Source organism: Terrisphaera buseokensis, assembly GCF_047521145.2.
GTDB lineage: Bacteria > Verrucomicrobiota > Verrucomicrobiia > Opitutales > Opitutaceae > ER46.
The window spans coordinates 2718554-2736057 of record NZ_CM134186.1; the positions used below are offsets into that span (position 1 = coordinate 2718554).

16 protein-coding genes and 1 tRNA gene are annotated in these 17504 nt (G+C 64.4%); 8 read left to right on the plus strand and 9 right to left on the minus strand.

Going from position 1 to position 17504, the window contains the following annotated elements; translation table 11 throughout:
• Positions 1-43 precede the first annotated feature (43 nt).
• From ACLJEU_RS09935 to ACLJEU_RS09950, 4 genes are all read right to left on the minus strand, one after another.
• A complete protein-coding gene (locus ACLJEU_RS09935) occupies positions 44-274 on the minus strand; it encodes a hypothetical protein (RefSeq protein WP_414664811.1) in 231 nt (76 codons plus the stop codon).
• A 240-nt stretch (positions 275-514) separates the two neighbouring features.
• Positions 515-736, minus strand: coding sequence for a hypothetical protein (locus tag ACLJEU_RS09940; protein WP_414664812.1), 222 nt, complete (start codon positions 734-736; stop codon positions 515-517).
• 149 nt (positions 737-885) lie between these two features.
• Entirely contained in the window at positions 886-1731 is an 846-nt protein-coding gene (locus ACLJEU_RS09945) for a VPDSG-CTERM sorting domain-containing protein (RefSeq protein WP_414664813.1), read from the minus strand.
• Positions 1732-2284: 553 nt separating this feature from the next.
• Positions 2285-3025: an alpha/beta hydrolase gene (locus ACLJEU_RS09950; RefSeq protein ID WP_414664814.1), complete on the minus strand. Its 741-nt coding sequence runs from the start codon at positions 3023-3025 to the stop codon at positions 2285-2287.
• Positions 3026-3437: 412 nt separating this feature from the next.
• On the opposite strand from ACLJEU_RS09950, the gene ACLJEU_RS09955 reads away from it, so the two are divergent.
• The 3 genes from ACLJEU_RS09955 (at position 3438) to ACLJEU_RS09965 (ending at position 6239) form a co-directional block, all read left to right on the plus strand.
• A complete protein-coding gene (locus ACLJEU_RS09955) occupies positions 3438-3980 on the plus strand; it encodes a cysteine hydrolase family protein (protein ID WP_414664815.1) in 543 nt (180 codons plus the stop codon).
• A 535-nt stretch (positions 3981-4515) separates the two neighbouring features.
• Entirely contained in the window at positions 4516-5448 is a 933-nt protein-coding gene (locus ACLJEU_RS09960) for a transposase (RefSeq protein WP_457795368.1), read from the plus strand.
• A 173-nt stretch (positions 5449-5621) separates the two neighbouring features.
• A complete protein-coding gene (locus tag ACLJEU_RS09965; RefSeq protein WP_414664817.1) occupies positions 5622-6239 on the plus strand; it encodes a hypothetical protein in 618 nt (205 codons plus the stop codon).
• Between the two features lie 109 nt (positions 6240-6348).
• Here ACLJEU_RS09965 and ACLJEU_RS09970 read toward each other — a convergent pair whose 3' ends face one another.
• The 3 genes from ACLJEU_RS09970 to ACLJEU_RS09980 form a co-directional block, all read right to left on the minus strand.
• A complete protein-coding gene (locus ACLJEU_RS09970; protein WP_414664818.1) occupies positions 6349-7611 on the minus strand; it encodes a molybdopterin-dependent oxidoreductase in 1263 nt (420 codons plus the stop codon).
• Between the two features lie 130 nt (positions 7612-7741).
• Positions 7742-8188: an SRPBCC family protein gene (locus ACLJEU_RS09975; RefSeq protein WP_414664819.1), complete on the minus strand. Its 447-nt coding sequence runs from the start codon at positions 8186-8188 to the stop codon at positions 7742-7744.
• 354 nt (positions 8189-8542) lie between these two features.
• Positions 8543-10030: an MFS transporter gene (locus ACLJEU_RS09980; protein ID WP_414664820.1), complete on the minus strand. Its 1488-nt coding sequence runs from the start codon at positions 10028-10030 to the stop codon at positions 8543-8545.
• Between the two features lie 99 nt (positions 10031-10129).
• Here ACLJEU_RS09980 and ACLJEU_RS09985 point away from each other — a divergent pair, with 99 nt between their 5' ends.
• The 4 genes from ACLJEU_RS09985 to ACLJEU_RS10000 all read left to right on the plus strand — a co-directional run bounded on the left by ACLJEU_RS09985 (position 10130) and on the right by ACLJEU_RS10000 (position 13524).
• Entirely contained in the window at positions 10130-11026 is an 897-nt protein-coding gene (locus tag ACLJEU_RS09985; protein WP_414664860.1) for a LysR family transcriptional regulator, read from the plus strand.
• A gap of 17 nt (positions 11027-11043) precedes the next feature.
• Complete coding sequence (locus ACLJEU_RS09990) at positions 11044-12429, plus strand: neutral/alkaline non-lysosomal ceramidase N-terminal domain-containing protein (RefSeq protein WP_414664821.1); 1386 nt, start codon at positions 11044-11046, stop codon at positions 12427-12429.
• Positions 12430-12632: 203 nt separating this feature from the next.
• A complete protein-coding gene (locus tag ACLJEU_RS09995; protein WP_414664822.1) occupies positions 12633-12965 on the plus strand; it encodes a metalloregulator ArsR/SmtB family transcription factor in 333 nt (110 codons plus the stop codon).
• A gap of 4 nt (positions 12966-12969) precedes the next feature.
• Positions 12970-13524 carry an SRPBCC family protein gene (locus ACLJEU_RS10000; RefSeq protein WP_414664823.1) on the plus strand — a complete coding sequence of 185 codons (555 nt, stop codon included), beginning with the start codon at positions 12970-12972 and terminating at the stop codon, positions 13522-13524.
• Between the two features lie 146 nt (positions 13525-13670).
• Here the strand turns inward: ACLJEU_RS10000 and ACLJEU_RS10005 are convergent, their stop codons facing one another.
• Both ACLJEU_RS10005 and ACLJEU_RS10010 read right to left on the minus strand, forming a co-directional pair.
• Entirely contained in the window at positions 13671-15794 is a 2124-nt protein-coding gene (locus ACLJEU_RS10005) for a hypothetical protein (protein WP_414664824.1), read from the minus strand.
• A gap of 617 nt (positions 15795-16411) precedes the next feature.
• Positions 16412-16486: transfer RNA gene (locus tag ACLJEU_RS10010), tRNA-Asn, on the minus strand.
• A 208-nt stretch (positions 16487-16694) separates the two neighbouring features.
• Between ACLJEU_RS10010 and ACLJEU_RS10015 the strand changes: the two genes are divergently transcribed.
• Positions 16695-17486: a 50S ribosomal protein L25 gene (locus ACLJEU_RS10015; RefSeq protein WP_414664825.1), complete on the plus strand. Its 792-nt coding sequence runs from the start codon at positions 16695-16697 to the stop codon at positions 17484-17486.
• The last annotated feature ends 18 nt before the right edge of the window (positions 17487-17504 follow it).

Here is a 17504-nt window from a genome sequence, read left to right on the forward strand (position 1 = left end):
TTGCGGCTGACTTGAAGCGGGTCGTGGGGCGCGCGGGGCGACGTCAGCAATGGCGCACGAACTCGCCGATGAACTGCTCGACGTTTGCGCCCGAAATCTGGCACTCGATATCGAGACGGAGGCCATGCACGTGCTGCGTCAGCTGGACAGTGACGCCGAGTTGCGCCGCCAGGCGGCGGATGGTGCGGGCGCGGCGCTGCCACAGCCAGCAGCTGAGGCCGACGGAGATGGGTTTCTCGAGCGCCAGGGAGAGGTTTGCGCTGGGGGAGTTCACGGGATTGTCCGTGAGGTGAAGCGGGAAACGGGCCAACCGAAACCGTCCGACGCACCTTTCCCGATCTCAACGGCGGCAAGAGTGCGCGGCTGCCACGCACGTGGCTCGATGCTGGCGCAAAGGCCGTCGCATCGCGACGAGGGGGCCAGGAGAGGGACGGGCGGAGGGAACCTGCAGCCGCAGAGGTGCGGATCGACGGAAACCCAACACCTGCCGGGCGGCGTTGGCCGGTGCCGCGGTTCAGACTCGATGCAGACGGCGAACGGGCTCGATGCGCCGAATCAGAAAGCTGCCCGGGGTGAATTCCTTCTCGGCCTCACGGCGGGCGATGTCCTCGCGTTCGTAGATGCGCACCACCTGCTGGTCCTTTATCACGACGACCTTGCCGGCGTAACGGTCGGCAAGCTGCTCCCGGTGCGATTCGCAGAACTCAATATCGGGATGGATCGCGGGTGAACTCATGACGGCTGGGCATCGTGCAGGACGAGTGGGAACGTCTTGAGCAGAAGATCGGCCAACCTGACGCCGACTTGAGGCCTTCTCCCGGCGCTTCTTCTCGCAGTGGCGGTTTTGAACGGACGCCGCGAGCGGACGGGAGTTTACCGGGTGAATCAGGCCGCTGCGCCGCCGCGCCGTTTCAGCACGGCGAGCCCGACCAGGCTCAGGGCGAAAAGAAGCGAAACTGAACCTGTATCAGGCACGGAGCCGGCGCGTGCGGTGGGCGTGGCGTAGATGAAGTCATCCATGACCACAAAGTCGGGGTTCGGGCTGCCGAGCGTGCCGTTCGCAACGAACGTATTGAGTCCGGACGTGATGCGTACGCGGCTGATCAGTTCGCCACCCGTGGCCACGCCGCCGAGGAAGCTCAGTCCCTGGTTGCCGGCGGCAAGGGCGTCGCGCGAGAAGATCAGGTTGTTCAACGAGTCGAAGAATTCCAGTTTCGTCGAGCCGGCGACCTCGACATCGACAAAGACCACGCCGAATGCGCTGGTCGTGGCGGCCGTGGTGGTTCCAGGCACGAAAAACGAGACATCGGTGATATTGCTGTTCACCGCGGTGAAGAGTTTCTGCGCGGAGAACGCCTGGAGGTCATTGGCGAAACCGAACAGCGGCGCGGTCGCCCCGCCGGCATTCGCGCTGACCATGAAGCCCGTGCCGGGTGTCGTCAGCACCACTCCACGGGGCGAGTCCACGTTGAAGAAGTTTCCCGGCAGCGCGTTGGGATCCGACAGATTGCTGGGCACGCCATCCCAGTTGATTTCACGGCGCACACCGCCGAAATCGCCATTCGCTGCGGCCGTGGTGCCGCCACCGATGGCAGTCCGGAATGAGTCGCGCACGCCGACAATGGCCGCGGAGGTACTGCCGGACCCCTCGTAGAAGACCACGGCCGAACGGCTCGTGAGGACGCTGCTGCCGAAAATAAACAAGGCGGTGACGAGGCGGATCGAATTCATGAGGAGGGGTAGAGCGTTCGTGCGTGCATTAACCGTGCCGCAACGGATGCGGCCGTACTCCTTGACGGCAACGTCTTCCAAGCAAGCCGAATGTCGGCTTCACCGTCCGCCGCCGGCGGACGCGTCTGCGCGCGAACGAGGAAAAACTGTAAAGCAGGCTTACACCGTCCGCGTCTGAAGGGGGCGCTTGGGTCGCCCGCGGCTTGCGTCGCTCGCTGTGGGGATGAGTTGCCCGAAGCGGAAAAGTCCACGGCGACGGGACACTCCGACGGCGACCGCTGCAGGGACGCTGGCGTAGGCCGGCGGAAATTCTTGGGTCCTCGTGAACGGGTTGTACCAATCGCTCTTTGCCTTTGGACTTTAGCCACGATCGATCCAGAAGTCCAAAAGCAAGGAGCGATTGGTATTAGGTTGATTTTGTCGCGTGAACAGCCGGCGGCAGCCTTCGCTTGATGCGATCGATTGTAAGGATTCTCGACGCCGCCGCTACGGATTGAGGATTGCGCCTTGGCCGCGGCGCGGAACTCCCGGCGCCGAAGCGGCTGTTTCCGTTTCAGCCAAACAAGGCGCGAAGGCCGCCGGTAAAGAGGTCGGGCACCACGTTGTAGTGATCCCGCTTCGGAAAGTGCTGGGTGGTGACGCGCAGGCCGGCGAACGGCCGGGCCGCGAGCTGCTGATCGAGCAGTGCGAGGTCGCCGAGCATGGAAGGGGTCTCGTCCGTACCGACCCCAATATAGAGCTCCGCCGAGAGTGAGGCCTGGACGTCGCGCCTCCGCGTGAGATGCGCGAGCAGGCTGCGCTGGTCCCACCAAATCGAGGGTGCGCCGGCAATCGCCCGGTGAAAAGCCGGCTGCGGCTGAGCGAGGGCATAGAGGACAAAAAGTCCACTCAACGAATGGCCGGCGAGCGCGCTCCGGTTCCGCGCGATCGGGAGGCGTTCAAGGAGTTCGGGCCAGAAGCTCGTGCTGAGGTGATCAAGAAAGGCGGCCGCGCCGCCACTGCCGGGTTCCTCGTTCGCGGCGGTCGGCGTGTAGTCGCGACCGCGACGATTGCCGCGGTCGCCAAAAGGTTTGCCGTAGCCGATGCCAATCACCCCGAGCGGTGGAATGGCGCCGTTGGCCTGGAGGGCGCGCGCAGCTGTCACGGCCGGATCGAAAAAATAGTCCCCATCAAGCACCACCACCACCGGCCAAGGACCGGCCGCTCGGGCGTCGATGGGTGGCGCCACGTAGACGGCATAGTCCGTCGCCAAGGCTTCGGCCCGCGAGAGAAACGCGGGTGCGGCGGAGGTCATGCGCGGTGCCGTCACCAGTTATACCAGCGGCGAAGTTCCATCGGAGTCGAGTCCGGTCAGCGTGGAATTGACGAGGGTGGGGAATTGTCGGAGGTGACGCTCTCTCTTTGCTGCGGCGCACGGCGTGCTCTGATGCGCTCGCTGTGAGGTTGGCCCGCCTTTGTTGCTTTGCCGTGACCGGCAGCGTCGACGGGCTGGTCCATGCGACGACGTTTGACGATCGAGTGGAGGCGCTTTTCCGTCCGCTGCCGGGCGAAATGAGGGCGATCTCTCCGACGGGCCGGCGCGTCGTCGATACATCGCGGTCCGACGGGTAGCTTTCGCGGTTTCAGTTCGCCGGGGGGGGCGGGATATCCCTCCACCGATGCGGGTGCAATTGAATCCGACCGGGGCGTATCCAAAAAGGAACTCCATGAAATCGCGTCTGCTGTTGGTCATCGATGTTCAGGCGGGATTCATCAACGATGGCACGCGGCACGTCGTACCGCGGATCGAAAGCCTGCTCCGCGAGCATGCCTCGGTGCCGGTGGCGTTCACGCGTTTCGTGAATTCGAGGGACAGCTCGTTCGTACGATTCCAGCAGTGGAAAAAGATGCTGGGCCGGAAATCGATCGCGATCGTGCCCGAGTTGCGGCGACGGGCGGTGTGCGTCTTCGACAAATGTAATTACAGTGGCACGACCCCCGAGTTCATGGCTCATCTGCGGCAACACGGGATTCGTACCGTGTATCTTTGCGGCTTGGACACGGATGGTTGCGTGCTGGCGACTGCATTTGCGCTGTTCGATCACGGGATCCGGCCTGTCATTCTGCTGCCGTATTGTGCCTCGAGCAGTGCCAAGGACCACCATCGCCACGCCTGCGCCGTAATGAAGCGGTCGTTCGGATCAGCGTTGGTGCTCGGGGACCGGAGGAGCGTGACCCAGGCATTGACCAGTCCGGATGGCGGAACGTGAGCATGGGCGGGGACGCATGTTGGCGACCGACGCAAAAAGCCGCACCGGGGAAATCGGTGCGGTGGGGGGGCCGTCCGATCGTGCGCTGGAGGACTCGGCGCCGTGGCGTGTCGGTTCGCTGGATGGGAGCAGCATTCGTGGCGTCGGGCGTAAACGCGTTCGCGTCGCTCGTCGTCAGGCTCGGGCCGTCGGTCGCAGTGCGCGCGGCGGTCCTCGCGGGCGGTGCGCCAAACGTCACAGCGCGTTTGCCGGCGATTGCAGACCGAGTGTCGGTCATCTCCGGCACTGGGGCGTTCGTCGCCACGATTCGGGCGGACGTCCCCGGGCGTGCAGCGGACGTCGCAGCCTCCGGGGCGTTGCTTGCTGTCGACCTGGCGGTCGTCACATCGCCCGTGCGGGTTGTTGCTGCGCCCACGCTGATGGGGTCAGGGCGTTCGCCGATCGTGAACTACGCACTTCGGAATGTGCATGCCTACTCTGGATTGGGTGCGCCCGAGGATCGCGGCGGCGATGGATTCGAGGTCTAGCTGCTCCCGTGGCCCGAAGGCTTCGCATCGAGTACCAAGGGGCGTTGTATCACGTCATCAATCGCGGCAATTATCGCCGCGACGTTTTCGAGACCGTGGGCGCCGCTCAAGCGTTTGAAAAAGCGATCGCCGAAACTTGTGAGCGTTATCAATGGCGACTCCACGCCTTCGCGATCATGCGCAATCATTTTCATTTGGCGCTGGAAACCCCGGAACCGAATCTCATCAGCGGCATGCACTGGTTGCAGGGGACGTTCGCGACCCGTTTCAATCGGTTTCGCCAAGAGCGTGGCCATCTTTTCCAAGGGCGCTACCAAGCCTTGCTCGTAGAAAACGCGGCGGCATTGGTGCGCGTTGTCCATTACATTCACTTGAATCCAGTTCGGGCGAAAGTCGTCGATCCCTTCACCTGCGCGTCCTTTCGCTGGAGCAGCCTGCGACATCTATGCCAACACTTCAGGCGGCCACCATGGCTTTCGGCTGATGCCCTGCTCGCCGAACTTGGATTCTCCGATTCGGCTGCGGGCTGGTCGGAATATTGTCGCTACCTCGCGAATCTTGCGACCGATGCGACGGAGCAGGCGAACCTGAAGTTCGATGGGCTTTCATGCGGGTGGGCGATAGGTACGCTGGAGTGGAAACGAACTATGGCTCGCGAGTATCGGGAAGCCGTGCTGTCGCCCGGCCTAGAGACTGTCGAACTACGCGACTTGCGGGAGGAGCGCTGGCGGAAGACCCTTGAGGTGCTTTTGTTCAATGCCGGTGAATCAATCGCCAGCGCTGCCAACGCCTCAACGGGCGCACCTTGGAAAGTCGAGATCGCCAGTCGGCTCCGAGATTCAGGCGTACCGTATCACTGGATCAATGACGCTCTTCGCATGGGCTCTCCCCACCTCATCCGCGGCTACGTCTTCCGCTTTCGCAAACGCCGATCGCCCTGACCCCTTCCGCCCCGCGTGACCGGGCCGACGCCGGCTTGCACTCGTCGAGTCGGGCGCTCACGGTGCGTGCGCCTGCGTTTCCCCGCTTGGGCGTTCATCGGGTCCCGGCATTTCGGTCCTGGTCCACGCTGCGTTCGTCACCCCGCGTCTGCCTATCGTCACCCCACCCAAACATGAATATCCGACTTGTCTTGTTGTGCATCACCTCCCTCGCCGGCGCGGCGGAACTTCCCACTGCCGCCTGGCAAATCAAGACGGCGGTTCTTGCCGCACCCGCGGCCGAGCGCGAGGCCGCGACTGTGATGGGCTACGGCCCGGATGGCGCCGTGGTCACGCTGCGCCCGGGCACGAACAACTTCATCTGTCTCGCCGATGATCCCAAGCAGAAGGGATTCAGTGTCGCCTGCTACCACAAGGACCTGGAGCCGTTCATGGCGCGCGGCCGGGCGTTGACCGCCCAGGGTAAAAACGCCAACGACGTCTTCAAGATCCGGGAGGAGGAGGTGAAGGCCGGCAAGCTCAAGATGCCCGACAAGAGTATCCTCAATGTGACGACCGGAAAGGTAAACGAGGCGACCGGTGAGGTCACCGAACTCTACACGCGGTACGTCATCTACATTCCCTACGCGACCGTCGAGTCGACCGGCATCCCCCTGGCGCCGCTGGCGGACGGCGCGCCCTGGATCATGAATCCCGGCACGCATCGCGCGCACATCATGATAAATCCGCCCAAAAGCTCCGCTCCGACCAAGGGCACGCCGGCCAGCGACGAGCACAAGAACCACAAATAGTCGGCCAAGAGAGGGGAGCCGTCGACGGGTTCCGGAGGCTGAGGCGCGCCGCCGCCTGCGGGCGGCAGACCGGCGCGCTGGCCCGGGATTAACCTGCACCCGCGTGGCTCTACCCGACCTCGAACCGGCGTACCTCGACGGCGTTCTTGCCTGACTTGAGCACGGGCCGCGGTTCAGGCTGGGCGAAGCCGTTCAGGTCCACGGCGCGGGCGCGGAACTCATACCGGCCAGGTTTCAAGTCCTGGAACGCGGCCGACCACGAAATCATGCTGTAGCGCAGCGGCCAGGCCGCGGGCTGTCCCGTTTTCCGATCGAAGCCCAGGACCTCCCGGGTGGAAACTCCGGCGGGAAAGTGGAGGCTCCAGTGCGACGGCGGGGCCTCGAGTGCGCACGGCGTCCACGATGCGGCCTGATAGGTGGCGTCGTCCTGCGCCACGGGCGCCGTACCGGGTTCGACGCGATGCAGCCAACATTCTACGCGCTGCAATCCGGAATAGCCGGCGAGGACGAGTCCGCTCAAGGCGATCGGCTGCCCGGCGGAAAACCAACCCGGCAGCGGATCGATATACGCCGCGGTTTTCAGGTGCGACTCAGGATCATTGTTCTGGTTGGCGTAGGTGTCGTTTGCCTTGAAGTCGTTCGTCACGGAGATCCGTTGGAGCCACTTGATCGATTTGAAGCCATGGGCCCACGGGACGATCAGCCGCACGGGCCCGCCGCGCTTGAGTGGAATCGGCTGGCCGTTGAGCTTGTAGGCCACGAACGGCGGAAAATCGCCGGGGGGTGTCTCCATCGCCTCGGTGTAGCTGAGGGAGGATTGGAAAACCTGCTTGGGGTCGTTGTTGTGAAACCCCCAGTAATAGATGCGTCGGACATTCCGCATCGGACCGACGAGTCGCAGCAGGTCCCGCAGCGGCACGCCCTCCCACAATCCCTGACCGAGCGGCGCGGCGATGTTCAGGCATTGGATGGCCTTGAGGAAATGAACGCGGTTTCGATCTCCCAGCGCCATCAGGGTTGGGAGGTCGAGCGCATTGTCGTCAGCCAGCGTCAGGGGACGGGTGACGCTCGCCGGTTCCTTTACCAGATCATTGGTGAACGGATCGGCTACGATTTCGCAGCGCCAAGTTTCCGGGGTCAGCCGGGCCTGGCGCAAGGCTTCGCCCGCAAGGGTGTGCGGTTTGGGCGTGCCGCGTGAAACGTCGTAGTAGTCGTCCGGGGGCGTGATGAGCGGATGCGGTGCCGGGGGCGTCGCGCCCTTGGCCGCCGGGGCGGACGAGGCGGCAGGGGTGGTATGGGCGGCGAGGGCCGCTGCGGCCACGGTCGCGGACCTGAAAAACGCGCGACGGGTCAGACCTTCTGGGGTTTGCATGACGGATCAGATGGAGGCGGGTTCCGCCCGCGGGGTCGATGCCGGTGTTTAAGCGACCGTCCAAATTGATTTGTTGCCGGCTGAATTCCACGGCTAAACCGCGCCGTGACCGTTCCGGGCGGGAGCGCGATCAGTTCGGAATGTCAGGCTCGACGATCTGCACGAGTTGCGCGAGGGACTCCTGCCAGCCGAGGTAGCAGGCCTCCGCCGGAATGATGGCGGGCACGCCCGTCTGTTCGATGTGCACTTCGGTGCCGACCGATACCGGCTTCAGAATAATGGCGACGACGATCTCGCCGGGCAGGTTCGGATCGTCGAACTTGTCCGTGTAACGGAGGCGTTCGTGAGGCACGAGTTCGAGATAGGTGCCGCCGAAGGCGTGGCTCTTGCCGTTCGTGAAATTCGTGAACGACATTCTGAACGTGCCGCCGACCTTTGCGTCCAGATGATGGACCTTGGCGGTGAATCCGTACGGTGGCAGCCATTTGCTCAGGGCCTCGGCGTCCAGGAAAGCGCGATACACTTTCTCCGGGGTTGAACGAAACACGCGGTGAAGTCGGATGGTGTGGGTGGACATGACTTTCAGTTCTGGAGTTGGCGGTGCGGGGTGGGAAGGGTTCGATCTGTCAAGGCGACGAGCGAACCCGGCTTGGGCGGACAGCGCCAACGCTTTTTTGCGCGGCTCTTGGAGCTTGGATCTGAATGCCGTCCTTGGCTGCGATGGCGGCGTGTGAATCAGGATGCGCGGCCGCTGGATGGTGTGGTGCTTGAACCTGAACCCCGAGCGGCGCGGGGCGAAGGCGAAGTCTCCCCGGCTGCGCTTCGCGCCACTCAGACTTCGCCGTCGACATGCCCGACTATCGCGGCATCGCCGGCCGGTTTTTAAGTCGAGTTACGGCACGCCGCGCCAGTCGCGTGAAATCGTCGACCGTTACCTGACCGCGGCAGCGTCCACCACCGGGGCGGACTGACGGGCGAGTCGATCCTTTGGGGCGGTCGGCGGACGAACGCTTTGGGCCAGAGTCAACGCGAGCCCAGTCAGCGTCGCTGCCACGGCAAACGTGATGCGCATGCCGTCGGCCACGGCCGCAGGGCCGGCGGTGGTGATGTCCGTCGTCGCCGAGCCGAAGGCGAAGACCGCACCCATGGCGGAAGCTCCGGTGACCAGGCCGAGATTGCGCGAAAGGTTGAGCAGGCCGGAAACAACTCCCCTCTGGTCCGCGGCGATGTCCCGCATCACAGCGGTGTTGTTGGCAGTCTGGAAGAGCGCATAGCTGACGGTGATGATCGCGATGGGCACTACATAACCGGCGATGCCGGCGGGTGCGGGCAAAACGGCGAGGACGAGGGCGCCGCCCGCGATGCCGAGCAGCCCGATGAGGGTCACGCGGTGGGTGCCGAGCCGGTCGGCCATCCGACCGGCCGGCACGCCCATGAGGGCGGCGACAAGCGGGCCGATGGAGAGGACGAGGCCAACCGCGGCCGACGTCAGACCGAGCGCGAGGGCGAGATAGAACGGACCGACGACCAACGTTGTCATCATGACCGACGCGACGACCCCGCTCGTCAGCAGGCCTGTCCTGAGTCCGCGATCCCGGAGCAGCGTCAATCGCACCAACGGAGCGGCCACTTTCGACTCGGCGAACACGAAGAGTCCGGCTGCGACGGCCGCGACGAAGAGGAGGGCGAGGTTGAAGGCGCCGAAATGGCCGCGGCCAACCGTCATCGCGAGCGCGTAAGCGGCGAGGGCGAGCGTCAACAGCAGCGTTCCCACGCCGTCGAAGCGTATCCGGACGGCCGTGACGTGACGACGGTCCGCCGGCAGATGCCGCCATGCCAGCAGCAGCGCCGCAAGGCCGAGCGGTGCATTGATCAGGAAAAGCGTCCGCCAGCTGGAGGCGTGGATCAAGAGTCCGCCGAGCGATGGGCCGAGCGCGGTGCCGATGGCGGACATCGTGCCGAGCAGTCCCATGGCGCGGCCGGTGCGGGCTTGCGGGACGATGTCGCCGACGAAGGCCAGCGTCAGGGCCATCATCGCCGCGGCTCCCAGTCCCTGCAGGGCGCGGGCGGTGATCAGCAGCCCGAGTGTCGGCGCGAAACCGCAGAGAAGGGAAGCCAGCGTAAACAAGAGGATGCCGGCCAGAAGCAGGCGGCGCCGGCCGAGAAGGTCACCGAGTCGTCCGACGCTCACAATCAACGCGGTGACGGCCAGGAGGTAGGAGAGGACGATCCATTGGACTTCCTGAAACGTGGCGCCGAAGACCTCCGCGAAGGTCGGCAGGCCGACATTCGCGATGCTGGTGCCGAGCGAAGCGAGCAGGACGGACAGGGAGAGAGCGGCGACGGCCCCGCGCGCCGGGGGCGTCGGGGTGACTTTGGCGGCGGGAGCCCGTGCGCTTGCTTCGACGGTCTTTTGCATGGGCCCAGTGTAGCCGTTTTATTGAAGTGGCGGAAGACGCCTCCTGTGCACTATATCCGTGCACGTGACGCCTCCTCTCGACCGATCGCCGCCGGCAGTATGAACCGACCCGATCTCAATCTGCTCGTCACTCTGGATGTCCTGCTTGCTGAAGGTAGCGTGGCGCGAGCGGCCCGGAGGTTGCGCCTCAGCCCTTCCGCGATGAGCCGGGCGCTGGCACGCTTGCGTGCGACCACAGGCGATCCGCTGTTGGTGAGAGCAGGCCGCGGGCTTGTGCCCACCCCGCGAGCCGTCGAATTCCAGGAACGGGTCAGGCAACTCGTACAGGATGGAGAAGCGGTCCTGCGTCCGGTCGGGAAACTCAACCTCCAGCGGCACGTTCGGACCTTCACGTTGCGGACCAGCGAAGGTTTCGTGGAGAATTTCGGACCGGCACTCGTCGCTCGAATCGGCAGGGAGGCGCCGGGTGTGCAACTGCGCTTTGTGCAGAAGCCCAACAAGGACAGCACACCCCTGCGCGACGGAACAGTCGACCTGGAGACCGGCGTCATCGCACCGGCGATGAGTCCTGAATTGCGCGCGCTGGCGCTTTTTCGGGATCGATTGATCGGCGTCGTGCGGAAGGGCCACCCGCTCAGCAAGGGAAAGATTACTCCCGCCCGCTACGCGTCCGGCCGGCACATCTGCGTTTCCCGTGAACCGAACCAGGATCCGGTGGATGCTGCCCTGGCGATGGTCGCGTTGCGGCGGGAGATTGCCGTGTCGCTGGTCGCGGGCTTCTCGACCGCCCTCACGCTGGCGCGAACCTCCGATCTCATCGCCAGCGTGCCGGAGCGGCACACCGGGAAGCTGCGTGCCGGCATGTTTAGTTTTGTCCTTCCGGTCACCCTGGCGGAATTCACGGTTTCGATGGTATGGCACCCTCGGCTCGATGCTGATCCCGGACATCGCTGGCTGCGCGGCCTCGTACGGGACGTGTGCGCCGCAGTCCATTGAAGCCCTCTGGTCTTCCCATGACAACAACACTGGCTCTCCTCCGCCTTCTTGTTCTGTCGGGCGCTTTCGCAGTGACGTTGCTGCGTGCGGCCGAACCGATCGTGCCGGTGGGCGCGGCTCGCGCCGACATCACACCCGATCTGCCGATCCAGCTGGCTGGCTACCAACAACGGACGACGGAAGCCACGCGCGTCGTCGCGCCCCTCCATGTGCGCGCCCTTGCGATTGGCTCCGATGCGGACGGACCGGTGGTGCTCGTGGCGGCGGAGGTGATTGCGGTGAGCGAAGCCCTGAGTGAAGCGGTGGCCAACGCGGTGCGCCTGAAGCATCCCGGGATCACGCGCGATCGCATCGCCGTGTGTGCGACGCACCAGCACAACGGACCGGCCGTCGCGGGTACGATCCCGTTCATGTTTTCGCGCGACCTGTCGCCGGATGTCACCGGCCGGCTGGATAAGTTCGCTGCCATGTTGCAGGAGAAAATGGTGGCCGTCGCGCTTGCGGCGCTGGCGGATCGCCGGCCGGCGCGGCTGTCGTGGGCCGAGGGCAGGGCGGAATTTGCGGTGAACCGCCGGCTGATCGTCGAGGGCCGGCATACCGGTTACAAGGCAACCCCCGGCGGGCCGGTAAATCACGCGCTGCCGGTGCTTCGGGCCGTGGATGCCGACGGCGCGGTGCGGGCAGTGCTGGTGAATTACGCGTGCCATTGCACCGTGCTGAAGGGCGGAGAAAACTTCGTGCACCCGGACTGGGCCGGTGACGCGGCGACGCGTATTGAGTCGGCACATACCGGTGCGGTGGCGTTGGTCGCCATCGGCTGCGGGGCTGATTCCGATCCGCAGCCGCGGGGATTGCCGGAAGTGGCGACGCACGGCACGACGGTGGCGCGCGAGGTCGCGCGGCTGTTTGCCGGCGAGATGCGTCCGCTCGGACGAGTCACCAGCGCGACATTTCGGGCGATCGAGATTCCGCTGGCGCGCACGGTGCCGCGCGCGGAGTTGGAGGAGCGGCTCAAGGGCAAGCCACCGGTTGCTTACGCCGCCGCGCAGTTTCTGAAACGGATCGACGCCGGTCGGCCGCTGCCCGCGTCGATCCGGTATCCGGTGCAAGCCTGGGTGTTTGGCGACGAACTCGCGATGGTGTTTCTCGGCGGCGAGGTCGTTGCGGAATACGGATTGCGCCTCAGGCGCGAACTCGGTGCGTCGCGCGTGTGGGTCAACGCCTACGCGAATCACGTGCCGTGCTACATACCGTCCACTCAGGTGCTCGCCGAGGGCGGCTACGAGGCGGAGCTGGCGATGGATTACTACGGTCTGCCCACGCGGCTCGCTCCGGACGTCGAGGAACGCATCGTGCGCACCGTGCACGGGCTGTTGCCGCCGGGTTTCAGTGAAGTCCGATAACCCTGCGACGCCCGATAGGAGTTCGCCCCGCACGGGCGGGCACTTGTCGGCGGCTCAACGCAGGCGGCGCACGCCGTGGTCCATCTTGGTCAGGCCCGGCTTGTGGAGGGAACTGAACTTGGAGGCGCCGTTGGCGCTCCTTGCTGGGTTGCGATGTAATTTACCGCTTGCTTATTTAAGCAGTTGCTTAAGGAACGTGGACTATGCAAAGCCTGCTGGCCATCGCCGACCCGACGCGGAGACGAATCGTGGAACTGCTCGCCCGGCGCGATCGCACGGCGGGAGAAATCGTGAAGGAGTTTGACGTCAGTGCGCCGGCAATTTCCCAGCACCTGAACGTGCTGCGGGAGGCGGGACTCGTGGTGACCCGGGCCGAGGGCCAGACGCGGATTCAGTCGCTGAATCCGGCCGGCTTCGACGAGGTCGAGGCGTGGCTGCAGAAGACGCGCATGGTTTGGTCCAGCCGGCTTGACGCCCTCGAGCGCGAACTCCGCGCGGAGGACGCCGCCGTGGCTCGCAAGGCAAAGAAAAAATAATCCCATGAAATCCAAAGACGACTACGCCCAGTTCAGCGGTCCCGCCGAACTCAGAATTGTCCGAACGCTACCTGGTCCGATTGAACGCGTCTGGGAGTACCTCACGGATCCCGTGAAACGCGCGCGCTGGTTCTGCGGTGGCCTGCTGGAGCAGAAGGCGGGTGGAAAGGTCGTGTTTCACATGGTGCACAAGAATATTGCACCAGGGGAGAAGCCGCCGGCCAAGTACGCCCAGGTGCAGGATCCAGGCGTGAGCTTCGAGGGCCGCGTGTTGAAATGCGAACCGCCCCGGTTGCTGGTCTACACGTTCGGCAGTGATGACTCCGAGGTCACCTTCGAGCTGACGCCCAAGGGCAAGGACGTCGTGCTGGTGCTCACTCATCGCACGCGCGGCGCGGAGGAAGAACGCGAACTCACCAACTACGCGTCGGGCTGGCACATTCACCTGGATCACCTGGTGGCCCAGCTCACGGGCTCGCCACGCCCCGGCTTCTGGTCGCTGCACACGAAGCTGGTTTCGGAGTACGAAAAGCTCCGCGCGGCTCAGCTGAAACGGTAGCGCGGCTGCATCCCATCGAAGCGGTCCTATGATCAAGCGGGGCGTGGGCTTGCCTCCGCCTCGACGCGACTTCGTGCGTGGTGCTTTGGGCATACAGTCAGCGCCGTTGGCGAGACGGTCGCGTTGGCCCTCGCACTGAACTTGGTTCAGAAGTACGGCTGACCGACGGGGCCCGACAGATGGTAGATCAGCGTGTAGTCAAGGAGGTCGAGTTCGAACGAAGGGAACGACGGAATGAGAGACCAGTGTATCTTCGCGTACAGTGATTCCGTGCCGATCCCGCTCTCGATGATGGCGGCGCCGGCGTAGTGCTCGGCCTTGATCACCAGATTGATGGCCGTGACTTTCCAGCCGTTCTTGAGGCGGGTGGTGTGGTAAAATGTATCATCGCCTTCGAATCCGAGCAGCAGCGTATCGCGCCGGATCGAACCCTTTGAGATGTCCGCGTTGGGATAAACGTCCGACAGTTTTGAATCGAGGATGCGGCCATTCGAGAAGGGAAGTCCGAGGGTGGCGGTCGTGCGGACTGGCACATAGGTGAAATTGTACGACTTCGAACGCCGGCCGTCCGTGGTTTTCATGAAGACGGTTACGATCGTGTCATCCAGCGCCGGAATATCGGGCAGGTTTAGAGTGTAACCGCGTTCATAGACGATGCGCATCTCTCCGACATACCAGCGCCCGTTGATATACTCCTGAAAACCGGAGCGGTCGTCCTCCGTTTCGGTATCCCGCTGGTTTTCGTACCCCCTGAAGTTTTCCCACGCCGTCATCGGCATGACCCACTCGCGGTCGCCCCAGACAAAGTGCATCTCCGCGGCGAAGGCGGCGGGCTGATCGAGCACTCGACGGGCCCCGGTCTTCGGTGGAAAGAGGTCCTTGCCCCAAACTTTCAAGGGAGCGCCAGAGCTGCCGCGCATGACGTCGAAACGCAGGATTGGCTCCGGCCCTGCAAACTGCGCGGTGGTGACCACGCCCGGCAGGACGCTGACCGTGGCCTGCAGGGGACCGGGCTGGGCGGGCATCGCGACGCTCACGCCCGGTTTGATTGTCTGGGTTGGGTCCAACGGACGAACCGTGACCGTCTGCAACCCCGTTGTCGCCACGGACGTGCTCGCAATCTGTTGCAGCGCCGCGAGCGACGGCTTCTCTGTCAGGACCACCGGTGCTCTGCGGAGTACCGTAGTTCGCAAAGAGGATTGATCCAGTTGGGCTTGGACCGCGACGGGATCGCTCGGGGGATGCGTGACCGTGGAGGTCCCCGTGCCGATTGGCGTGACGGCGGAGGTGCGCAGAGTCGCCCGCACCGTGATGCCCCACATGTGTCCTTGGGCGATGTCGGCGGCCGCCACGTTGTCGTCGAAGGAAAAATTCCCCGAGCCTTGATGCTCGACCTTACGACCGTCGGGGTGCAGGACGGTCAGGGTGATGGGGACGCCTTGGGACTGGACCTGCACGCGGATGGGGCCCGTTTGCGAGGCGGAGAAATTGAAGGGTGACACGGAGTCCCCACTTACTGCGAAACGATGCGGGCCGTCGGTCACCGCATTGTTGCCCGGCTTGTTGGCGGAGACTCCGGCGGCGGCGAGAATTACATCGAACGCCTTGGCCTGCTCGGCTTGAGGAACGTTTTCGACGGTGAAGCCAACGTAGACGCATCTCCCGCCGCGGTAGGCGTTGGCCACGGCCACGGGCAACTGGCTTTCGGTCTTGGCCGCGGGATCGACTTGTGACGTGAACACGATGGCGGAGCCATCCGGGTTCACGGCGCTGAATTCCGCCGGGGGAGCGTTCAAGGCGTCCACCACATAGCGGGAACTGTCGAAGGCCCTCACCGTGCCTGCGGCGAAACGCTTCGTGAGGGCGAGGAAGCCGTCGATACCCATGACTTCGCGCAGAAACGGATGAGGGGAAGACTGCCAGCTGGTCGCGTAGGCATGATTCGAAAGGTAGCCCGGCGAAAGGAGCACGAAGGTGCCGCCGGTCTGCTCGATGTAGCGCTGCACGGTCTTTTCGTCGGCGAGACTCAGCACCGCGGTGTTGTCCGGATTTCCGCCGTATGAGCCGCCCGTATACCAGATGACGAGATTGAATTCCTGCAGTCGCTCGAGCGTGGGGCCGGATTGGTTGACGCTTACGATGTCGACCGCCCACGCACTGGCGTCTCCGCCTGCCGCTCTGACGACTAGGCGACGGAACGTTTCGTCGGAGCGCGACAGCTGGCGATTGCCGCGGTCGCTGTTGTTCTCTGATCCATCGTCGTCGACCAAAAGGATTCTTCGCGGGCTCGTGTTGCGTGGCGCGGGCAGGCTGGCGAGCGGGACGGGCGGCCGCCGCTTGATGATCGTACGCGTTGGAGAGGGAGTGGTCGCAACCGGTTTGGGCGCGTCGGCTGAAATCGCCGAAGGCAAGGTTGGCCCGGCGAGGGTGAACATCAAGAGAGTGCGCGCGAGACGCGACCCACGCGAGCGAGACCGGAGGAAGACGAAGGGGCTCATGGCTGGACCGCGAAGCCAAGCCCTGCGCGGCGGAGCTGGAAAGGCTCTGGCGACAGTCTTGAATCGGGTCCTCGAGAACAGCGAGGTCAGGCCGGGAGGCAAGTGTGCTTGCGAACGCAGTGGCCGTGAAACCCTCTCCCTTGTTCGTTGGGCTGGCACCGCGGCCGGTCGACGGTGACGGCGCCACTCACCTGCGGCGGGCGCCGAGCCAGCCGGAGCGGGGACGGCGGAGGATGGGGCCGTGCAAGTCAGGCGGCGAAATGTGGATACCTGCTAGTGCCTGGTCGCGCGGTCAGGTATTTCGAAAGCGCGAGCGCGGAAGATCGTACCAGTCAGGGGCGGCAAAAAAGAAGGGACTTACGACTATCTCGTAAGCCCCTTTTGTAGAATGGCTGCCCGGGCTGGGATCGAACCAGCGACCAAGTGATTAACAGTCACCTGCTCTGCCACTGAGCTACCGGGCAGTGGCAATCGCGTGACCTGTGTCATGCGAAAGAGGGGTGGAAAAACAGAGCGCGAGCCCACCTTGTCAATGCTCGTTTTAAGTATTGGCATGGAATTCTTGGACGCTGCCAAAGTTTTGGTTGCTTTCACTTTCGCCGACCCTATCACCTGACCCTCTTTTCCATTACGCCTGCCTCCAATTCCGGGGTGACAGGGGGAACGAAACCCATGAGCCAACAGTTCAAACTCAACGTCGACTCGCGAGCCCAGACCGGCCGCAGTGCATCCCGTCGCCTCCGCAAAGCCAATCGCGTGCCCGCGATTCTTTACGGCAAGCACACGAAGCCGGAGTCGCTCTCCATTGAAGGGCCGGAGTTCACCCGGTTGCTCAAGTCCGTCGGCGGTCGCGCGGTGCTCATCGAGCTCCAGCAGAGCGGCAAGTCCGGCAAGGCGCTTTCCTTCCTCCAGGAAGTGCAGCGCGACCCGATTACGGATAAATATCTCCACGTCGATCTGCAGGAAGTGAAGAGCGACGAAAAATTCGAAATCCGCGTGCCGGTGCGCGTCGTAGGCGAGTCCTTCGGCGTCAAGAACCAGAGCGGCGTTTTGGAAATGGCGACGCAGCTCCTGCGGGTGCGCGTTCTCCCCAAGGATCTGCCTGAAGCCATCGCGGTTGATGTCACCGAGCTCAAGGTCGGTGAGACGATCAAGGTGGGCAGTTTGAAGCCGGTGGCGGGCGTCGAGTTCCTCGACCCCAAGGGCCAGCCGGTCGTCGCGTGCGTCGAGCCTGTGGCGGAAGTCGTGCAGGAAACGACCGCTCCCACCGCTGCCGCTGGTGCCGGTGCTGCCGCCGCCGGTGCCGCCGCTGGCGCCGCTCCCGCCGAAGGTGCCGCTGCTGCTCCTGCCGCAGGTGCGGCTCCGGCCGCTGGCGCCGCTCCGGCTGCCGGGGCGAAGCCCGCCGCAGGTGCGGCCAAGCCGGCCGCTGGCGCCGCCAAGCCCGCTGCTCCGGCCAAGAAGTAATTCCCGGCCGTGTTTCCG

Excerpts from the sequence above, each read along its gene's own strand:
- ACLJEU_RS10000 (WP_414664823.1), top strand. The coding sequence starts at position 12,970 with ATGAAATCCAAAGACGACTACGCCCAGTTCAGCGGTCCCGCCGAACTC.
- ACLJEU_RS09950 (WP_414664814.1), bottom strand. The coding sequence starts at position 3,025 with ATGACCTCCGCCGCACCCGCGTTTCTCTCGCGGGCCGAAGCCTTGGCG.
- ACLJEU_RS10015 (WP_414664825.1), top strand. The coding sequence starts at position 16,695 with ATGAGCCAACAGTTCAAACTCAACGTCGACTCGCGAGCCCAGACCGGC.
- ACLJEU_RS09990 (WP_414664821.1), top strand. The coding sequence starts at position 11,044 with ATGACAACAACACTGGCTCTCCTCCGCCTTCTTGTTCTGTCGGGCGCT.
- ACLJEU_RS09995 (WP_414664822.1), top strand. The coding sequence starts at position 12,633 with ATGCAAAGCCTGCTGGCCATCGCCGACCCGACGCGGAGACGAATCGTG.
- ACLJEU_RS09965 (WP_414664817.1), top strand. The coding sequence starts at position 5,622 with ATGAATATCCGACTTGTCTTGTTGTGCATCACCTCCCTCGCCGGCGCG.
- ACLJEU_RS09945 (WP_414664813.1), bottom strand. The coding sequence starts at position 1,731 with ATGAATTCGATCCGCCTCGTCACCGCCTTGTTTATTTTCGGCAGCAGC.
- ACLJEU_RS09985 (WP_414664860.1), top strand. The coding sequence starts at position 10,130 with ATGAACCGACCCGATCTCAATCTGCTCGTCACTCTGGATGTCCTGCTT.
- ACLJEU_RS09955 (WP_414664815.1), top strand. The coding sequence starts at position 3,438 with ATGAAATCGCGTCTGCTGTTGGTCATCGATGTTCAGGCGGGATTCATC.
- ACLJEU_RS09980 (WP_414664820.1), bottom strand. The coding sequence starts at position 10,030 with ATGCAAAAGACCGTCGAAGCAAGCGCACGGGCTCCCGCCGCCAAAGTC.
- ACLJEU_RS09975 (WP_414664819.1), bottom strand. The coding sequence starts at position 8,188 with ATGTCCACCCACACCATCCGACTTCACCGCGTGTTTCGTTCAACCCCG.
- ACLJEU_RS09970 (WP_414664818.1), bottom strand. The coding sequence starts at position 7,611 with ATGCAAACCCCAGAAGGTCTGACCCGTCGCGCGTTTTTCAGGTCCGCG.
- ACLJEU_RS09940 (WP_414664812.1), bottom strand. The coding sequence starts at position 736 with ATGAGTTCACCCGCGATCCATCCCGATATTGAGTTCTGCGAATCGCAC.